The sequence below is a fragment of the Streptomyces sp. NPDC004732 genome (assembly GCF_040609235.1).
In the GTDB taxonomy this organism is placed as follows: Bacteria; Actinomycetota; Actinomycetes; order Streptomycetales; family Streptomycetaceae; genus Streptomyces.
Genome location: NZ_JBEXJR010000006.1, coordinates 575,298 through 593,092 on the forward strand (window position 1 = coordinate 575,298; position 17,795 = coordinate 593,092).

At 73.1% G+C, this 17,795-nt stretch carries 12 protein-coding genes; 6 read left to right on the forward strand and 6 right to left on the reverse strand.

Going from position 1 to position 17,795, the window contains the following annotated elements; translation table 11 throughout:
* Positions 1 to 10: 10 nt before the first annotated feature.
* The 4 genes from ABZV77_RS21310 (at position 11) to ABZV77_RS21325 (ending at position 8,108) form a co-directional block, all read left to right on the forward strand.
* Positions 11 to 760, forward strand: coding sequence for a GntR family transcriptional regulator (locus ABZV77_RS21310; RefSeq protein ID WP_356258897.1), 750 nt, complete (start codon positions 11 to 13; stop codon positions 758 to 760).
* Between the two features lie 93 nt (positions 761 to 853).
* Entirely contained in the window at positions 854 to 2,380 is a 1,527-nt protein-coding gene (locus tag ABZV77_RS21315; RefSeq protein WP_356258900.1) for a hypothetical protein, read from the forward strand.
* 67 nt (positions 2,381 to 2,447) lie between these two features.
* Positions 2,448 to 3,341, forward strand: coding sequence for a hypothetical protein (locus ABZV77_RS21320; protein WP_356258903.1), 894 nt, complete (start codon positions 2,448 to 2,450; stop codon positions 3,339 to 3,341).
* A 60-nt stretch (positions 3,342 to 3,401) separates the two neighbouring features.
* Positions 3,402 to 8,108, forward strand: a complete 4,707-nt coding sequence (locus ABZV77_RS21325; protein WP_356258905.1) for a hypothetical protein — start codon at positions 3,402 to 3,404, stop codon at positions 8,106 to 8,108.
* On the opposite strand, the gene ABZV77_RS21330 is transcribed toward ABZV77_RS21325, so the two are convergent.
* From ABZV77_RS21330 to ABZV77_RS21350, 5 genes are all read right to left on the reverse strand, one after another.
* Complete coding sequence (locus ABZV77_RS21330) at positions 8,101 to 9,228, reverse strand: aromatic ring-hydroxylating dioxygenase subunit alpha (protein ID WP_356258907.1); 1,128 nt, start codon at positions 9,226 to 9,228, stop codon at positions 8,101 to 8,103. The genes ABZV77_RS21325 and ABZV77_RS21330 overlap by 8 nt on opposite strands.
* A 14-nt stretch (positions 9,229 to 9,242) precedes the next feature.
* Complete coding sequence (solA, locus tag ABZV77_RS21335; protein WP_356258910.1) at positions 9,243 to 10,397, reverse strand: N-methyl-L-tryptophan oxidase; 1,155 nt, start codon at positions 10,395 to 10,397, stop codon at positions 9,243 to 9,245.
* A gap of 31 nt (positions 10,398 to 10,428) precedes the next feature.
* A complete protein-coding gene (locus tag ABZV77_RS21340) occupies positions 10,429 to 12,873 on the reverse strand; it encodes an FAD-dependent oxidoreductase (protein ID WP_356258911.1) in 2,445 nt (814 codons plus the stop codon).
* Positions 12,870 to 13,955 (reverse strand): S-(hydroxymethyl)mycothiol dehydrogenase, encoded by a 1,086-nt coding sequence (locus tag ABZV77_RS21345; protein WP_356258914.1) that lies wholly within the window; start codon positions 13,953 to 13,955, stop codon positions 12,870 to 12,872. The genes ABZV77_RS21340 and ABZV77_RS21345 overlap by 4 nt, the downstream gene beginning before the upstream one ends.
* A 318-nt stretch (positions 13,956 to 14,273) precedes the next feature.
* Positions 14,274 to 15,104, reverse strand: coding sequence for an IclR family transcriptional regulator (locus tag ABZV77_RS21350; protein WP_356258916.1), 831 nt, complete (start codon positions 15,102 to 15,104; stop codon positions 14,274 to 14,276).
* A 190-nt stretch (positions 15,105 to 15,294) separates the two neighbouring features.
* On the opposite strand from ABZV77_RS21350, the gene ABZV77_RS21355 reads away from it, so the two are divergent.
* Positions 15,295 to 15,615 (forward strand): bifunctional 3-phenylpropionate/cinnamic acid dioxygenase ferredoxin subunit, encoded by a 321-nt coding sequence (locus ABZV77_RS21355; RefSeq protein ID WP_356258919.1) that lies wholly within the window; start codon positions 15,295 to 15,297, stop codon positions 15,613 to 15,615.
* Positions 15,612 to 16,826: an FAD-dependent oxidoreductase gene (locus tag ABZV77_RS21360; protein ID WP_356258922.1), complete on the forward strand. Its 1,215-nt coding sequence runs from the start codon at positions 15,612 to 15,614 to the stop codon at positions 16,824 to 16,826. The genes ABZV77_RS21355 and ABZV77_RS21360 overlap by 4 nt, the downstream gene beginning before the upstream one ends.
* 66 nt (positions 16,827 to 16,892) lie before the next feature.
* Here the strand turns inward: ABZV77_RS21360 and ABZV77_RS21365 are convergent, their stop codons facing one another.
* A complete protein-coding gene (locus tag ABZV77_RS21365) occupies positions 16,893 to 17,459 on the reverse strand; it encodes a hypothetical protein (protein ID WP_356259038.1) in 567 nt (188 codons plus the stop codon).
* Positions 17,460 to 17,795 lie beyond the last annotated feature (336 nt).

Here is a 17,795-nt window from a genome sequence, read left to right on the forward strand (position 1 = left end):
GAATCCGGGCATGGCGGAGGGGATGGGTGACGTGAACGGACTGGCCGACGACCGCGCGCTCCTGGGGCGCACCAGTACGGCGGAGCGGGTCTCCGACATCCTGCGGAGCCGCATCGCCGCGGGCTTCTTCCCACCCGGCACACGGCTCTCCGAGGACAGCATCGGCGGCGCGCTCGGCGTCTCCCGCAACACGCTGAGGGAGGCCTTCCGGCTGCTCACGCACGAGCGGCTCCTCGAGCACCAGCTCAACCGGGGGGTCTTCGTACGGATGCTCACCGATGAGGACGTAGTGGACATCTACCGCACGCGCTCCCTCGTCGAATGCGCGGTCGTGCGCGGGCTCGGTGAACCGCCGTACGCCGTGGAAGGACTCGCCGACGCCGTCTCGGACGGGCGCCGGGCCGCGCGCGCCGGTGACTGGAAGGGCGTGTCCACCGCCAACATCGACTTCCACCGGGAACTCGTCGCCCTCGCCGGGAGCGACCGCACCGACGAGCTGATGCGCAGCGTCTTCGCCGAACTGCGCCTCGCCTTCCACGTGGTGGACGACCCCCGGCGGCTCCACGAGCCCTACATCGCACGCAACCTGCAGCTCCTGGAAGCACTCCAGGAAGGCCGCCGTGACGACGCCGAGACGCTGCTCGTCGAGTATCTGGACGACTCGCGCCGCCGGGTCGTCGACGCGTACGGCCGGCGCGGCGCGGAGGGCGGGACGGGCGAGCGGGGCAGCGGCCGGGCGGTCGGGCCGGGCGACGACTGAGCGGGTCGGACGGGGCGAGCGGGGCCCTCGCGGGGCGCTGTCAGATCTGCGCCGTTTCGACCGTTGTCAGACCGAGGATCTAGTCTGTGCACCGTGACTTCGCCTGCCGTTACGGACACCGCTCCGCCCCAGCTCAGCGCGGGGCCGCGGCCCGCTCTGGGCCCGGCCGCCGACGAAGGCCTGGCGCGCCGCCTGCGCGCCCTCGCCTGCACGGCTCCGCTGCACGACCTCGACGTGCGCAAGGCCAACCTCGCGGGCGAGTATTCGGTGTACGCGATGGCGGAGGTGGCCCTGTCCGCCATCGACCTCGTCACACTGAACATGGACTTCGACACCGGCGCCGACCACGAGCAGATCGTCGTGCGGCTGCTCCCGCGCGTCGCCGCCCAGGCACCCGCGCGCCCGGCCGCCGAGCACGAGCGCGTGGCCCGCTGGGTCCTGGAGAACCTGATCAACGTCGGCAGCGTCGACCGCGGCTTCCGCGCGGTGTACGGCACTTTCGCCCCCGACGGGACGTATGTCCGCAGGGACTACGACTTCAAACTCCTCGAAGAGGTCCCCGGCTACGGCGGCAGTGTCTACCTGCGCACGACCGACGAAGCGGTCAACGTCCTGGTCGGCGCCCTGGACACCGACGTCACCAGCGCCCAGATCGCCGCCGAGGTGAAGCTGGAGGTCCTGATCAGCCGCGGCAGGCTCGCCGACGCCCAGCTCGCCGCCGAGCAGGCGCGCTACCGCACCGTGCAGTACTCGGAAACCCTGCGCAAGGCCCTCGACGCGACCCGGCGCAACGTCCGCGCGGTGGACTGGCTCCAGGCCGTCCCCGACATGATCGCCGAAGCGCTCGACCACGTCGCCGACCGGTATCGCCACGAGAACGCCATCCTGACCAACATCCGCAAGGCCCGCGACGAGTCCGAGGACCCCGAGCAGAAGCGCCGCGCCGCCGAGCTGGTCGACATCGTCAAGGACTGCATCCGCCGCCACACCCAGCTGCAGTCCCGTCTCCTGGAGGCGGGACCGCTGTTCCGCGCCGAGCAGGACCGGCAGGCCTTCGCCACCCCCACCGCCCGCTCGGGCCTCGATCTCTACGGCCAGCTGGTCGCCCCCCTGCTGCCGCTCCCCGCCGAGCAGGCGATCCGCGTGACGGACGCCTATTTCGCGCGCGGCACCGGACTGCGCACGCCCGTGTCCGTCCGCGTGGGCGATCTCGTCGACATACTGCTGACGCCGCCGATGGAGCGCGAGCACCTCGGCGCGGAGATGCCCGAGCCCGACCTCATCGCCACCCCGGACGACAGCCGCTTCAGCGAGGAGCAGCTCGCCAGCGCCATGGAGCTGCTCGACCTGCCGTCCGACGCGCCGCGCAGGCTCTCCGGCCTCCTTGCCGACGCCCGGCGCCGCGACCCCGAACTGCCCTACCTGGTCGCCCTGCTGGCCGTGCACGCGGCCAGCCCGCCGGTCGGCACCGCCTACCGCCAGGGCGAGGAGAAGCTCCTCTTCGCGGTGGACGACGGCACCCAACTCGACGACGAGGAGTTCGGCGGCGCCGACCTCGTCGTCGGCACGGCACTCCTGGACGCCGTCGGCATGGCGGCCGACCGGACGGAGGCGGCATGACCGGGCCCACCCCCGCCACGTACCGACCCAGAGACTTCCCGCACCACCCCGACAAGGAGCACACGCCGTGACCGACCACCCCGCAGAGCACGCCGCGTGGGGCGAGCCGGACTCCACGGCGGCGCCCGCCGCCCCCGCGCCCGTCACCCCGGCCGACGCCGCCGACGCCGCGCGGCTCGTCGCCTTCGGCCTCCAGCCCAAGCTCCAGCCCGCCCGCGACCAGGAGTACGCGGAACTGCTCCGCCGCTACCGCGAGGACCCGCCCTTCGCCCGGCTCGCCGACGCAGTCGCCACCGGACTCGGGCTCGTCGTCCTTGAGGTGTCCCCGCGCGCGGGCATGGCCGTGACCGCCGCGGAGGACTCCGTCTTCGCCGTCCGCATGGGTGACTACGCCCGCCGCGCGGCAACCGACTCCACCGACCGCTTCCTGCACGGCCTCGCGCACCTCGCCATCGCCGCCATGGCGTTCCCGCGCCCCGAGGACCTCGCCGACGACGGATACATCGGCCGGGTCACGGTCAATGGCGTCGACGCTTTCGTGCGCCAGGCCTGCCACCGCCTGGAGGAGCGCGCCGACGAACAGGGCGAGAACACCGACCCCGCCACCGACGCCCCGGGCCTCGAGGCCGCCTGGCGGATCTGGGCCCGCCGCAGCTCGACCGGCGCCACCAAGGACGCCCGCCGCCTCGCCGGATCCACCACCGGCATCGTCGGCAAGGCCGCCGCCTTCCTCACCGAATCCGGCTTCCTGCAGCGCACGGGCGACGACTCCGGAGGGACGTACCGCACCACGGCCCGCTACCAGCTCCAGGTCCGCGACATGGCGGGCACCGCGGCCATGGCGGAGCTCCTGGAGCTCGGCGTCGTCCCCGTCACGGACGGCTCCGCGACGCTGCTGCCGCCCGAAGAGACCGACGACCTGGAGCTGGCCGCCGACGCGGGGCTGCCGTTCCACTCCTGACGCCGAGCCACCCCCCACTTCCTTGCCGTTCCCCACGACTTACGACGAGAGTCCGCCGCCATGTACGAGCTGTCCCGGGTCCGCCTCTACTCCATCGGGCCGGCCGGTGCGCGCTATGCCGACACCGTGCTCGACCTGCGCGGCGTCGGCGCGGAAGTGCCCGACCCCGCGCCCACCCAGGCGGAGTTCTTCGAGGACGAGCCGGTCGGCCCGCCGCGCCGCCCCGCGCCCGCAGGCGTGCTCTTCCTGGAGAACGGCGGCGGCAAGTCCGTCCTGCTCAAGCTGATCTTCTCGGTGATGCTGCCCGGCCACCGGAACACGCTCGGCGGCGCCAGTTCCGGCGTGCTGCGCAAGTTCCTGCTCGCCGACGACTGCGGGCACGTCGCCCTGGAGTGGCAGCACACCCTGACCGGCGAGTGCGTCGTCGTCGGCAAGGTCAGCGAGTGGCGGGGGCGGCAGGTCTCCAACGACCCGCGGAAGTTCGCCGAGGCCTGGTACTCCTTCCGGCCGGGACCCGGCTTGAGTCTGGACTCGCTGCCGGTCGCCGAGTCCACCGCCGTGCGGCCGTCGGCGGAGGGCGCGTCCGGAGCCCAGGGGCGGCGGCGCACGATGAAGGGCTTCCGCGACGCCATGACCGATGCGGTCAAGGCGTACCCGCACCTCGAAGTGCACTGGGAAGAGATCCACGACCGCTGGAACGAACACCTCGGTGACCTCGGGCTCGACCCGGAACTCTTCCGCTACCAGCGGGAGATGAACGCCGACGAGGGCGAGGCCGCGGGCCTGTTCGCCGTCAAGAAGGACTCCGACTTCACCGACCTGCTGCTGCGCGCCGTCACCGACACGCGCGACACGGACGGCCTCGCCGACCTCGTCCACGGCTTCGGCAACAAGCTCGGCCGCCGCGCCGAGCTGATGGCCGAACGGGACTTCACCGCAGGCTCCGTCGACCTGCTCGGACGCATCGTCGACGCCGCCGAGACCCGGGCACGCACGCGTGACGTGCACGCGGGCGCCGAGCGCCGCACCCGGACCCTGGCGCGCAGGCTCTCCGCGCGCGCCGCCGAGGAGCGGGGGCGCGTCGCCGACCTGGCCGAGCAGGTCACCGCCGCGGCCCACACCGTGACCGCGGCCGAGCAGGCCCGCGGCAAGAGCGCCCTGATCTCCGCCGAACTGGCCTACCGGCACGCCTCCCTGGCGCTCACCGTCGCCGAGAAGGCCGCCGCAGCTCAGCGCCGGGAGCTCGCCGACGCCCGCACCCTGCACTCCGCCTGGCAGGCCGCCGAGGCCGTCCTGAGGCACCGCGCCGCCGCCGACCGCTCCGCGCGCGTGGCCGTCGCCATCCGTGAGGCCGAGCGCGACGCGGCGCCCGCACTCGCCGCCCGCGCGAAGGCCGCGTCCGACCTCGTCCGCGCCCTGCACACCGCCGCCGAAGGCGCGGAGAACCTCGCCAACGAAGAGGAGGAGCGCTCCGCCGCCCTCCAGGAGACGGGCGAGGCCGCGCACCGCGACGCCACCGCCGCCGCCACCGAGGCCCAGCGCGCCCGCAGCGAGGCGGGACACCTGAAGCAGCGCCTCAGCGAGGTCGAGCAGGAGACCGCGGAGGCCGTCCGCGCGGGCTGGCTCGACGACACCGCCCCCGACGCCGACCCGGCCCGCGCCGCCCTCGCGGCGAGCGACGCGGAGAAGACCACCGTCGCCGCGTGGGACACCGCCCGCGAGGCCGCGGCCCGGGCCACCGACCAGGCCAAGGAGACGGCCGCCACGGAGGCCCGCGCCGAGCTGACCGCCGCCCGCGCCGCCGACGCCGCGACCGCCGCCGAGGCCGCCCACGACGCGGAGCGCCGCACCGCCGAGTCCATCGCCCAGGACGAGCGGCTCGCCGAACTGCTCAGCCTGCCGAGCGGGAGCGGCGGGGTGCCGCTGCCCCGGCAGGGAGCCGACGCCGCCGCGGAAGGCGCCGTCACCGAAGGCGCGCTGACCGCAGGCGCCCTCTCCGTGGCGGAGCTGGACCGCTCCGCGGACGACCTGCGTGCCCTCCTCGACGAAGGCGTTGCCTCCGCGGAGCGGCAGCTCTTCGACCTGCGCACCGCGGCCGCCGACGACTCCCGCATCCTCGGCGCCCTCGGCGACGGCGGACTGCTGCCGCCGGGACCCGACGTCCTCGCCACCGTGGAGTTCCTCGGCGAGCACGGCATCCCCGCCCTGCCCGGCTGGCGCTACCTCGCCCAGGCCGTCGACCCCGCCGACCACGCGCGCGTGCTCGCCGCCCGCCCCGAGCTCGTCGACGGCGTGGTCATCACCGACCCGGACACGCACGCCCGCGCCCGCGACGCCCTCGCCGACGCCGCCCTGCTGCCCCGCTCCGCCGTCGCCGTCGGCACCGCCGCCGCCCTCCTCGCGCCCACCCCGGGCGAGCAGGCGGCGGACACCGGCGTGTTCCTCGTACCGCCGAACCCCGCCATGCACGACGAGCACGCAGCCGACGAGGAGCGGCAGGCGCTGCGCGCCCGCGCCGCGCGGCGGGACGAGGAGATCCGCACGCTCGCCGTCCGCCTCGCCAAGGACCGTGAGCTCGCCGCCCGCCTCGCCTCCTGGCGCACCGGCTGCCCCGGCGGCCGCCTCGTCGAGCTCGCCGCCACCGCCGAGGAGGCGCGGGCCTTCGCCGAGGAGGCCGAGGCCGAGCTCACCGAGGCCCGCACCGCGCGCGCCGAGGCCGACGAGGCCGCGGGCGAGGCGGCACGCGTGCGTGACGAGCGCCAGGAGGCCGCCCAGCGCGCCCGGCGCGCGGCCGACGCGCTCGCGGGCCTCGCCTTCCGGCTCCGTGAGCGGGCGGGCTGGCAGGCCAACCTCCGCGAACTGGCCGACGACGCCGTGGAGTCCGAGGCCCGCGCCCAGACCTGCCTGGACCGGGCCCGCGCCGCCGACGAGGACCGCCGCGCCGCCCAGCGCGCCGCCGACGACGCCCGCCGCACCGCCCGCGCGCTGCGCGCCGAGCGCGCCGAGATCGCAGGCGCCCCCGAGGACGTGCCGGAGGAGAGCGAGGCCCCCAGGTCGTCGCTCCCCGCCCTGCGCGAGGCCTACCGCGCGGCGTCCCAGCTCTACGAGAAGGTGGGGGTCGGCGCCGACCTCCGCGCCGAGCAGGCCCGCGCCGAGAGCGACGAGAGCGCCGCCCTCGCCGAGCTCGACCGGCTCAGCAACAAGGTCCGCACCCGGGCCGCCCTCCTCCTCGAAGGCACCGACGGCTCCGACGGCCCCTCCCGTCAGGCCGCCGCCGCACGCGCGGAGGCCCAGGTCCAGCTGATCGAGGCCCGCGCGTCCACCGCCAGCGAGCAGCTCGGCCGACTGCGCGGCGAGGCCGAGCGGCACGCCCCCGAGGACGGCGACGCCCACACAGAGCTCCCCGAAGAGCTCGTCCCCGCCGACGCCGAGCAGGCCCAGACGCTCCTGCGCACCGCCACCGGCGAACTGGCCGCGCACACCGATGCGCTGAGCCGGGCCAAGGAGGCACACGCCGCCCTGCTGCACACCCACCGCGTCACCGAGGACGCGGCAGGCGGCTTCGACGAGACCGCGGCCCTGCTCAGGGACCTCCTCCGCGAACACCAGGAAGAGGAGGCCGAAGAGGCCCCCGAGGGGTACCCGGGCTCCCTGGAAGAGGCCCGGCAGGCCGCCTCGGAGGCCCGCCGTTCCCTGCGCGGCTGCGCCGCCGACCTGTCGACGGGCGAGTCCGCCGTCCGGGAGGCCAGCGACATCCTGGTGCGGCACGCGAACTCGACGCGGTACGAGCAGGTGCGCACCCCCGCCCGCCAGCAGATCCGCGAACTGCCCGCGTCCGCGCTGCCCGAGCACGCCAAGAAGTGGGCCGACGCCTTCGCCCCCCGGCTCCGCGTCCTCACCGACGAGCTGGAGCAGCTGGAGCGCAACCGCGACAGCATCGTCGACCGCCTGCGTGGCCTCGTCGAGTCCGCGCTCGCGACCCTCAGGTCCGCGCAGCGCCTCTCCCGGCTGCCCGAGGGCCTGGGGGAGTGGTCGGGGCAGGAGTTCCTGCGGGTCCGCTTCGACGAGCCCGACCAGGCCACGCTCGTCGAGCGGCTCGGCGAGGTGATCGACGAGGCGACCCGCGCCGCCGTGAAGAAGAACTCGGACCTGCGGCGCGACGGAATGTCCCTGCTGCTGCGCGGAGTCCAGGCCGCGCTGGAACCGCGTGGCATCGCCGTGGAGATCCTCAAGCCGGACGCCGTGCTGCGCGCCGAGCGCGTCCCCGTCGGACAGATGGGCGACGTGTTCTCCGGTGGGCAGCTGCTCACCGCCGCCATCGCCCTGTACTGCACGATGGCCGCGCTGCGCAGCAACGACCGGGGCCGCGACAAGCACCGGCACGCGGGCACGCTCTTCCTGGACAACCCCATCGGCCGCGCCAACGCGACGTACCTCCTGGAGCTCCAGCGGGCCGTCTCGGACGCGCTCGGCGTGCAGTTGCTCTACACGACCGGCCTGTTCGACACGACCGCGCTCGCGGAGTTCCCGCTGGTCATCCGGTTGCGGAACGATGCGGACCTGCGCGCGGGCCTGAAGTACATCAGCGTCGAGGAGCACCTGCGCCCGGGCCTGCCGCAGCGGGACCCCGACGACCCCGACGGCGAGACGGTGCACGGGGAGATCACCGCGACCCGTATGTACAAGCGGCCCGCCGCCCAGGCGGACCCGGGCGCCGCTCAGACGGTCCCGGCCCAGTCGACCCCGGCCCAGACGGCCACTACGTAGCGAGCTGTTTGGTCAGCCAGTCGTGGAAGAGCCCGATGTGGTGCTCGGTCGGCACCAGCACCCCGCCCTCGCGGTAGGCGCGTGACGCCATCGCGGGCTGGGTGCGCTCGCAGGCCGCGAAGTCCTGCGTGTTGACGCGGTGGAAGAGCTCCACGGAGTGCGTCAGGTCGGCGCCGGACTCGACGACGTCGGGTGCGTACAGCCAGTCGCACTCGACGACCGTGCGGTCCTCCGCCAGCGGGAACATCCGGTGCAGGATCACGTGGTCGGGGACGAGGTTGATGAACACGGTCGGTTTCACGGTGATCGCGTAGTAGCGGCGGTCCTGGTCCTGCGACACCTCGGGGAGGCGGCCGAAGCCCGCGCTGCCGTCGACCGTGAAGCCGCCGACCTCCTCGCCGAACGCGGCACCGTGGCCCACGTAGTACTGCGCGGCGAAGCCGTCCGTGAACTCCGGCAGGACGTCGGTCAGTTCGGGGTGGATGGTCGCGCAGTGGTAGCACTCCATGAAGTTCTCGACGATCAGCTTCCAGTTGGCGCGCACGTCGTAGGAGATGCGCCTGCCGAGCGCGAGCCGCTCGGTGCCGTAGCGGTCGATGGACGCCGCGTCGCCGAGACGTTCGACCGCCGCGCCCATGACGGTCTCTTCGAAGGAGGGCGGTTCGTCGGCCAGGCACACCCAGGCGTAGCCGAGCCACTCCCGCAGGGCCACCTTGACCAGGCCGTAGGCGGCGCGGGCCGCCTCCACGTCGGGCATCTTCACCAGGTTGGGAGCGGCGACGAGACGGCCTTCGAGGTCGTACGTCCAGGCGTGGTACGGGCATTGGAGGGCGCGCCGGACCTGCCCGGACTCCTCGGTGCACAGGCGGGCGCCGCGGTGGCGGCAGACGTTCAGGAAGGCGCGCAGCTCGCCGGTGCGCGAGCGCGTGACCAGGACGTTCTCGCGCCCCACCTGCACGGTGCGGAAGGCGCCCGGCTTGTCGAGGTCGGCGGCGCGCACCGCGCAGAACCAGAGCGCTTCGAAGACGCGGTCCTGCTCCTGCCGGAAGATCTCCGGGTCGGTGTAGTAGCGGCCGGGGAGGGTCGCGGTGAGACTCGGTGGCAAAGGGGTCGTCGTCACGGTCTTCGTACTCCTCAGGCAGGCGTGGCGGCGAGGCGGCTCGGGTCGAAGAGCTCGATGGGGTGCTCAGTGGTGCCGTCCGTCGCCAGGTCGGCGAGGATCTCGCCGACCACGGGCACGAACTTGAAGCCGTGTCCGGAGAATCCGGCCGCGACGGTCACCGACCCGGGGTGCGCCGGATGGCGGGCGATGACGAAGTGCTCGTCGGGGGTGTTGGAGTACATGCAGGTGGCGGCCTTGAGGAAGCCGCCGGGGAGGCCCGGGATCAGCCGCCCCACCTGGTCGGCCATTGCGACGATCTCGTGGTCGTGGACCGACCGTTCGATGGTCTCCGGCGTGCACGGTGTGCCCTTGCGGAAGAAGGCGACCTTCGCCCCCAGGCCGGGCCCGTCGATGGCGGGGAACCCGTAGACCTGGACGCCCTCGGCGTCCTCCCAGATGTAGATCGGATGGTTCTCCGGGAGGTAGGGGGCAACGCCGCCGGAGGGCTGGAACCAGTACATGACCTGGCGTTCGATGGTGAACGGCACACCTAGGTCGGTCAGCAGCTCAGGTGCCCAGGCGCCCGGGCAGATCACCAGCTGTCCTGCAGTGTAGGTGTCCTCCGCGGTGTGGACGCGCACTCCGTCCCGGTACGGCTCCCATCGCGTCATCGGCTCCTCGAAGTGCAGTTCGGCGCCGTGCCGCAGGGCCAGCTGGAGGTGTGCGGCCACGGTGTTCTCGGGGCGGACGAGACCCGCCCGCGCCTCGTACAGGGCCACCTCGTCGTCGCCCGGAGTCAGGGTCGGGAAGCGGCGGCGGATCTCCTTCGCGTCGAGCATCTCGTGGGGCAGGTCCCACTGCTCGGCGGAGAGCCGCGAGCCTGAGACCGTGCGGCTGTCGGGGTGCCCGAGCATCACGCCGCCGCACAGGGTGGCGATGTCGCGGCCGGTGTCGCGCTCGAGGCGGTCGTAGAGCTCGTAGGAGCGCAGCAGCAGCGGTACGTACGCGGGGTCCTCGAAGTACGACTGCCGGGTGATGCGCGAACCGCCGTGGCTGGAGCCGCGGCGGTGCACCGGGCCGAACTTCTCCAGGCCGAGGACGCGGGACCCGCGCGCGGAGAGGTGGTGCGCGGCGGCGCTGCCCATGCCGCCGAGGCCGATCACGATCACGTCGTAGGTGGGGGACACCTGTGCCTCCTTAGGGCTAGCGGCAGAAGGTCTAGCGGCGGATGCGGGTCATCTCCGGGTCGAACAGGGGCTCCTCGGCGACCGTCGCGGGAACCTTTTCGCCGAAGTACTCGATGTGGACGCCCGTGCCCGTCTCCTGGGGCGGCAACCAGGCGTAGGCGACGCAGCGGCCCAGGGTGTACCCGTACGAGGCGCTGGTGACGTACCCGGCGGGGACACCGTCCACGTACACGGGTTCCTTGCCGAGGACGACGGCGGCGGGGTCGTCGAGGAGCAGGGCGGTGAGTTTCCGTGCGGGCTGCCCGAGTCCTTCGAGCGCCGAACGGCCCACGAAGTCGCCCTTGTTCATGCGGACGGCGAAGCCGACACCCGCCTCGTAGGGGTTGTGTTCGGTGGTCATGTCGTGGCCCCACGCGCGGTACCCCTTCTCCAGGCGCAGGCTGTTGAAGGCGGACCGCCCGGCCGCGATCACGCCGTGCGCGCGCCCCGCATCCCACAGCGTGTCCCAGAGCCGGAGCCCCAGATCGGCGGTGGTGTACAGCTCCCAGCCCAGTTCACCGACGTACGACAGGCGCATCGCGGTCACCGGGACGTGCCCGATGTACGTCTCCTTGGCCTTGAAGTAGCCGAACGCCTCGTGCGAGAAGTCATCGCGGGTGAGCGGCTGGACGAGCGCGCGGGCCAGCGGACCCCACACGCCGACGCAGCAGGTCCCCGAGGTGATGTCCCTGAGGTGGACGTCGTCGGGCGCGTGGCGGAGCAGCCAGTCGAGGTCGGCGGGGGAGTTGGCGCCCACCTGGAACCGGTCGGGAGCCAGCCGTGCCACGGTCAGATCGGAGCGGATGCCTCCGGCCTCGTCGAGGAGGAGCGTGTAGGTGACCGAACCCGGCTTCTTGGCCAGGTTGTTGGAGGTCATGCGCTGCAGGAAGGCCAGGGCGCCGGACCCCGTGACCTCCAGGCGGCGCAGCGGCGTCATGTCGTAGAGGGCGACCCGCTCGCGAGTGGCGCGCGCCTCGGCCGCCGCGACGGGGGACCAGTGGCGGGCCGCCCAGTCGTCGCGACCCTGGCCCTCGAAGCCCTCGGCCAGTGGGGCGTTGGCCTCGTACCAGTGCGGGCGCTCCCACCCGCCGCCCTCCAGGAAGACCGCTCCCAGCTCCTGCTGGCGGATGTGGAAGGGGCTGACCCGTAGGGGGCGTGGCCGGTCCATCGGCTGGAGCGGGTGGATGACGTCGTAGACCTCGACGAACTGCTGTGCGCCGCGCTCCGCCACGTACGCGGGGGAGCGCTGAGCGTCCTCGAAGCGGGTCAGCTCGCAGTCGTGCACGTCGAGTGCGGGCCGCCCGTCGACCATCCACTCGGCGACCGCCTTGGCGACGCCCGCGGAGTGCGTCACCCAGACGGCCTCGGCCAGCCAGAAGCCCCGCAGCGCGCGGGACTCGCCGAGCACGGGCATGCCGTCGGGCGTGAAGGAGAAGACGCCGTTGAAGCCCTCCGCGATCTCCGCCGCCTTCAGCGCGGGGAGGAGCTGTCGGCACTCCTCCCAGCTGGGCGCGAAGTCCTCCTCGGTGAAGGGGTACGAGGACGGCATGTCCTCGGCGTCGTCGTACGCGGGGACCGTGAACGGGTCGACGGGCAGCGGGCGATGGGCGTACGAGCCGATGCCGATGCGGTCGGTGTGCTCACGGAAGTACAGGTCGCGGTCCTGATGGCGCAGGATCGGCCGAGAGGCCTCCGTGCGCGGGTCGTTGAGACCCGCGAGCTCGGGCAGGGGCGCCGTCTTTACGTACTGGTGGGCGAGCGGCAGCAGGGGGATGTCGACACCCGCCATCCGCCCGATCACCGGCCCCCAGAAGCCCGCCGCCGAGACGACGTGGTCGGCGGGGAAGGTGCCGCGGTCGGTGACGACGGCGGTGACGCGGCCACCATCCCGCTCGATGCCCGTCACGGTGTGCCGTTCGAGAAAACGTGCTCCACGCGCGCGTGCCCGTTCCATCTGCGCGCGGCAGGCGGGCACGGCGCGGGCCAGGCCGTCCTCGGGCGTGTACAGCCCTCCGTACACCTGGGTCTCGTCGATGAGCGGCCACAGCTCCTTGCAGCGCGCGGGGCCGACCAGCTCGGCGCGCACGCCCCAGGACGCGGCGAAACCCGCCTTGCGGTGCAGGTCGGCCCAGCGCTCGGGCGTGGTGGCGAGCTCCAGGCCGCCGACGGGGTTGAAGCAGGGGAGTCCGTCCACTTCAAGGGCGTTGAACTTCTCCACGGTGTACGTGGCGAACGCGGTGAGCGTCTTGGAGGGGCCGGTCCGGAAGACCAGGCCTGGTGCGTGCGAGGTGGAGCCGCCGGGTGCGGGCAGCGGCCCCTGGTCGAGGACGGTGACGTCGGTCCAGCCGCGGGCGGTCAGCTCGTCGGCGAGGGAGCAGCCGACGATCCCGGCGCCGATCACGACCACGCGGGGCCCTTCGGGCCGGTCGGGGCTCACAGGACCACCACCGATCGCAGCACCTCGCCGCGCTGCATCCTCGTGAACGCCTCCTCCACCTGGTGGAGCGTGATCGTCTCGGAGACGAACCCGCCCAGGTCGAGGCGGCGGGTCAGGTACTGGTCGACGAGGATCGGGAAGTCCCTGGTGGGCAGGCAGTCGCCGTACCAGGACGACTTGAGGGCGCCGCCGCGGGAGAAGAGGTCGATCAGCGGCAGATCGACCGTCATCTCCGGGTCGGGCACCCCGACCTGGACCAGCACGCCCGCGTGATCACGCATGTAGAAGGCCTGTTTGTACGTCGACGGGGTGCCGACCGCGTCGATGGCGACGTCGACGCCGTGGCCGCCGGTCAGCTCCCGGACCGCCGCAACCGGGTCGGTGCCGCGGGAGTTGACGGTGTGCGTGGCGCCGAACCGGGTCGCCCCGTCCAGCTTGGCCTCGTCGATGTCGACGGCGATGACGCGGCGGGCCCCGGCCAGGGATGCCCCGGCGACCGCGGCGTTCCCGACGCCGCCGCAGCCGATGACGGCGACGGTGTCGCCGCGGCCCACCCCGCCGGTGTTCACCGCGGCCCCGTACCCCGCCATCACGCCGCAGCCGATGAGGGCCACGGCCTCGGGCCGGGCCGCCGGGTCGACCTTCACGGCCTGTCCGGCGGCGACCAGCGTCTTCTCGGCGAAGGCGCCGATGCCGAGGGCGGGGCTCAGCGGTGTGCCGTCCAGGAGGGTCATGGGCCGGGCGGCGTTGCGCGAGTCGAAGCAGTACCAGGGGCGGCCGCGGAGACAGGAACGACAGGCCCCGCAGGGGGCGCGCCAGGCGATCACGACGCAGTCGCCGGGGACGAGGCCGTCGACGTCGGCGCCGACCGCCTCCACGGTGCCGGCCGCCTCGTGGCCGAGCAGGAACGGGAAGTCGTCATTGATCGCGCCCTCCCGGTAGTGCAGATCCGTGTGGCAGACCCCGCAGGCCTGTACGGAGACGAGAACCTCTCCGGGGCCGGGATCTGGCACGACGATCGTCTGCACCTCTACGGGTGCGCCCTTCTTCTGGGCGACGACGGCACGGACCTCGTGGGGCACGGCCAGACTCCTCTGCTGTTGCGCACGGCGTGGCTGCGTTGTTGCGTAGTGCACGTTCGGTTGCGCTATGAGAGACATAGTGAGAACGCCATCAAGGGGCCGTCAAGGGGGCGGAGCCAAGCCTTCGCCGTTCCTGGGAGCGCGCGGGGGCGCGCACACATGCGGGAGGGCGGAGCCGTGAACTCACGGCCCCGCCCTCATGTGTTCGTACGCTGCGACGCTTCGTCCGCGGAAATCCGCGGGGCCCCGCGCCCGGCCCGCACCGGGGCGGCGCGGGCCGGGCGCGGAAAATTCAGCGGCCGTGTCCCGGCGCGAGAATCAGAAGCCGTACCCCATCCGCCGGGAGAGCTCGACGGCGGCGGCGACGGTGCGCTTGGCGAGCTCGGTGAGACGGTCCTCGGTCAGCCGGTAGACGGGACCGGAGGCGCTGAGGGCGCCGATCACCTTGCCGTCGTGCGCGCGCACCGGCGCGGCGACGGCGGCGAGGCCGACCTCCAACTCCTCGACGGCGACGGCGAATCCCTGATCGACCACGGCGTCAAGATCCCCGCGCAGCGCCACCGTGCCGGTCACCGTGTGCTCGGTCAGGCGCGGCAGGGTGCGGGCCATCAGGCCCTCGCGCAGGGTCGTCGGCAGATGGGCGAGGAGCACCTTTCCGCTGGACGTGGCGTGCAGCGGGGTGCGTCGGCCCAGCCAGTTCTGCGCCGTCACCGAGGCCGGGCCGCGGGCCTGCATGATGTTGACCGCGGCGTCGTCGTCCAGGACCGCTATGTTGACCGTCTCGCCCAGCTCGTCCGCGAGCTCGCGGCAGACGGGGCCGCCCTCCTGCGAGATGTCCATGCGCACTGCCGCCGCCCCCGCGAGGCGGAGTACGCCCGCGCCCAGGAAGTACTTCCCGCGGTCCTTCGCCTGGCCGACCAGGCCCCGGTTCTCGAGCACGCCGAGCAGCCGGAAGGCCGTCGATTTGTGGACGCCCAGCTCATCGGCGATCTCGGTGACCCCGGCCTCGCCGTGCCGCGCGAGGATCTCCAGCACGCTCACCGCGCGGTCCACGGACTGGACGGATCCGGCCGCCCCCTTCGACGGCCTCTCCCGCGGTTCGGCGCTGGGCGCCCTGTCCTGATCAGCCTGTTTCCGGTCGCCCGTCATATCTGAACTCTCACCACCTGGCGGCTTGTTGAAGCCGCGTCTTCGGGAAGCCCTTGACGTGATGGGCGCCCCACCCGGATTCTGTTGCGCATAGCGCTCCCTCGTGCGCCATGCGAAACATCATGTTACCGAAGGGTCTTGGTCCACCAAGGGCCCAGGACCGCGCCGAATGACTCCAAGAGGGGGGCCCATGATCCCCGTATGCCGCCTTGAAGACCTCCCCGCGGGCGAATCCGTCCGCCTTGACACCACACCGCCCGTCGCGGTGTTCAACGCCGACGGCGAGCTCTACGCCATCGACGACACGTGCAGCCACCAGGATGCTTCCCTGTCGGAGGGATGGCTGGAGGGCTGTCTGGTCGAATGCCCACTGCACGCCGCGTCATTCGATCTTCGCACCGGCAGTCCCACGTGCCTGCCCGCGCGCCGCCCCGTGCGCACCCACCAGGTGTACGTCGAGGACGGCGTCATCCATGTGCTCGTCGCCACCGAGAAGGGATCCGCGGCATGAGGACCGCCATCGTGGTGGGCGCCTCCCTCGCCGGTCTGTACGCGGCCAGGGAGCTGCGCGCCCAGGGATTCGACGGCCGCCTGGTCGTCATCGGGGCCGAACCGCACCGGCCCTACGACCGGCCGCCCTTGTCCAAGGGCTTCCTCGACGGCACCGCGGACGAGAGTCAACTCGCCCTCACCGACGAGGAGGAGACGGCGGAACTCGCCGCCGAGTGGAGGCTCGGCACACGTGTCAGGTCCCTCGACGCGCGCGGCCGCACGGTCGTCCTCGACGACGGCCGCACCGTGGCGGGCGACGGTGTCGTCATCGCCACCGGGGCATCGGCCCGACGGCTCCCCGGGCCCCCGCTCACCGGAGTCCACACCCTGCGCACCCTGGACGACGCCCGCGCACTGCGGGCGGAACTGACGCGCGGTCCCCGGCGCGTCGTGGTGATCGGCGGCGGCTTCATCGGCGCCGAGACCGCGTCCTCGTGCGTAGCGCTCGGTCATGACGTCACCGTCGTCGAGGCGGCACCGCTGCCGCTCACGGCCCAACTCGGCCCCGAGATGGCAGAGGTGTGCGCGGGACTGCACACACACGGCGGGGCCAGGCTCCTGACGGGCGTCGGCGTGGCGGGGCTTCGTGGCGCACCGACCGCTCGGGCCCGTGGCTCCGTCACCGCCGTCGAACTGTCCGACGGGCGGCTGCTCCCCGCCGACGTGGTCGTCGTCGGCATCGGGGCGACACCCAACGCGGGCTGGCTCGCGGGCTCCTCCCTACCCGTGGACGACGGTGTGCTGTGCGGCGACGGCTGCGTCACCGCGCTGCCCCAAGTCGTCGCGGTGGGGGACGTCGCCAGAGCGGGCGGGGTCCGCGCCGAGCACTGGACGAGTGCCACGGAGCAACCGCGCGTAGCCGTACGGAACTTGCTGGCGGGCCACACGATCGAGACCCTGCGACCGCTGCCCTACTTCTGGTCCGATCAGTACGGCTCCCGCATCCAGTTCGCCGGACGGCGGGGCGACGGGGACACCGTGCGCATCGTCGACGGCTCGCCGGACGGCCTGGGCAGCCCGGCGGGAGGCGGGCGCGGCGAGGGGCTCCTTGCCGTCTATGAGCGCGCCGGACGGACCACGGCGGTCCTCGCCGTCGACCGCGCCCGTCCCTTCATGAAGCTGCGCAGAGGGCTGGCGGCCGACCGGGCGGCGGAACTCGCCGGGGTCTGAGACCCCAAGGGCGCCACCCGAGGGTGCGTCCGTCCCGTCCCATCGGCACCGTACGGTCGGTTCCGCTCAGGGGTGCGACAACTGCCCCGGCCCGCTGCGCCCTTGTATGCGGTCCTTCCCGCGCGCCGCGGCCCGCGCCTGACGGCGGGCCCGGCGCCGCTCGCGCCGCAGCCGCCGCGCCGTGCTGCTCGGCATCGACACCACGCCGTTCCGCTGGTTCCACACCTGGCGGGTCACCCACACGTCGAGCACGCCCCACGTGGCCACGACCGTGCTGGCCACGCTGCTGAGCACCATGGGGAAGGAGAGCCACGACCCGGCGAGCGCCGCCAGGAAGGCGACCATGGCCTGCACGAGCGTCAGCGCCACTATGATCACGGCCCGCACCGCGGCCGTGCGCACCGGATCGGGCAACCGCCTTCTGCGGGCGGGCTCCTCGACCCACAACGGCGGTCGTTGCTCAGCCATTTCGCGCTCCACGCTCTCGCGCTCCACGGATACGCGCCCCTGAGGGGCAGGCCTCCGCGGAACAGGCCTCTGTGCGGCAGCCCTCTGCGGAGCGATCTCCCGCGCCGCCGCGCCCCCGTCCACCGCGCCACTGCCCGACTCCCTGTGGCGCTCTGCCGTACCCATCATCTCGTCACTCCCCCCGCCGCTCACGAGTGGCTGCCCGTTTTGCCGCACTTCATGTCGCCTGCCCCGTGACGTACCCGAGGCGGGCCGGTGAACTGCCCTCGATCCCTCGATCCGCGGCTCTCTCATTCAAAGACGAACGAGAGATCCGAAAGATTCCCGTTCCGCTTCCGTGGAGCGAATAGATCAGGCCAACTGGCGTGCGTACAACGGCGGATGGCTCCTGCTTGCATGCGCCACATGCTGGGACGCAATCTCCCGTAATGGAGGGACAACTAGGGATGTCCCTTTCGCGTCACGGCTGAAAAGCGTTCGGATGCGCCTTCGAGTTGCCCG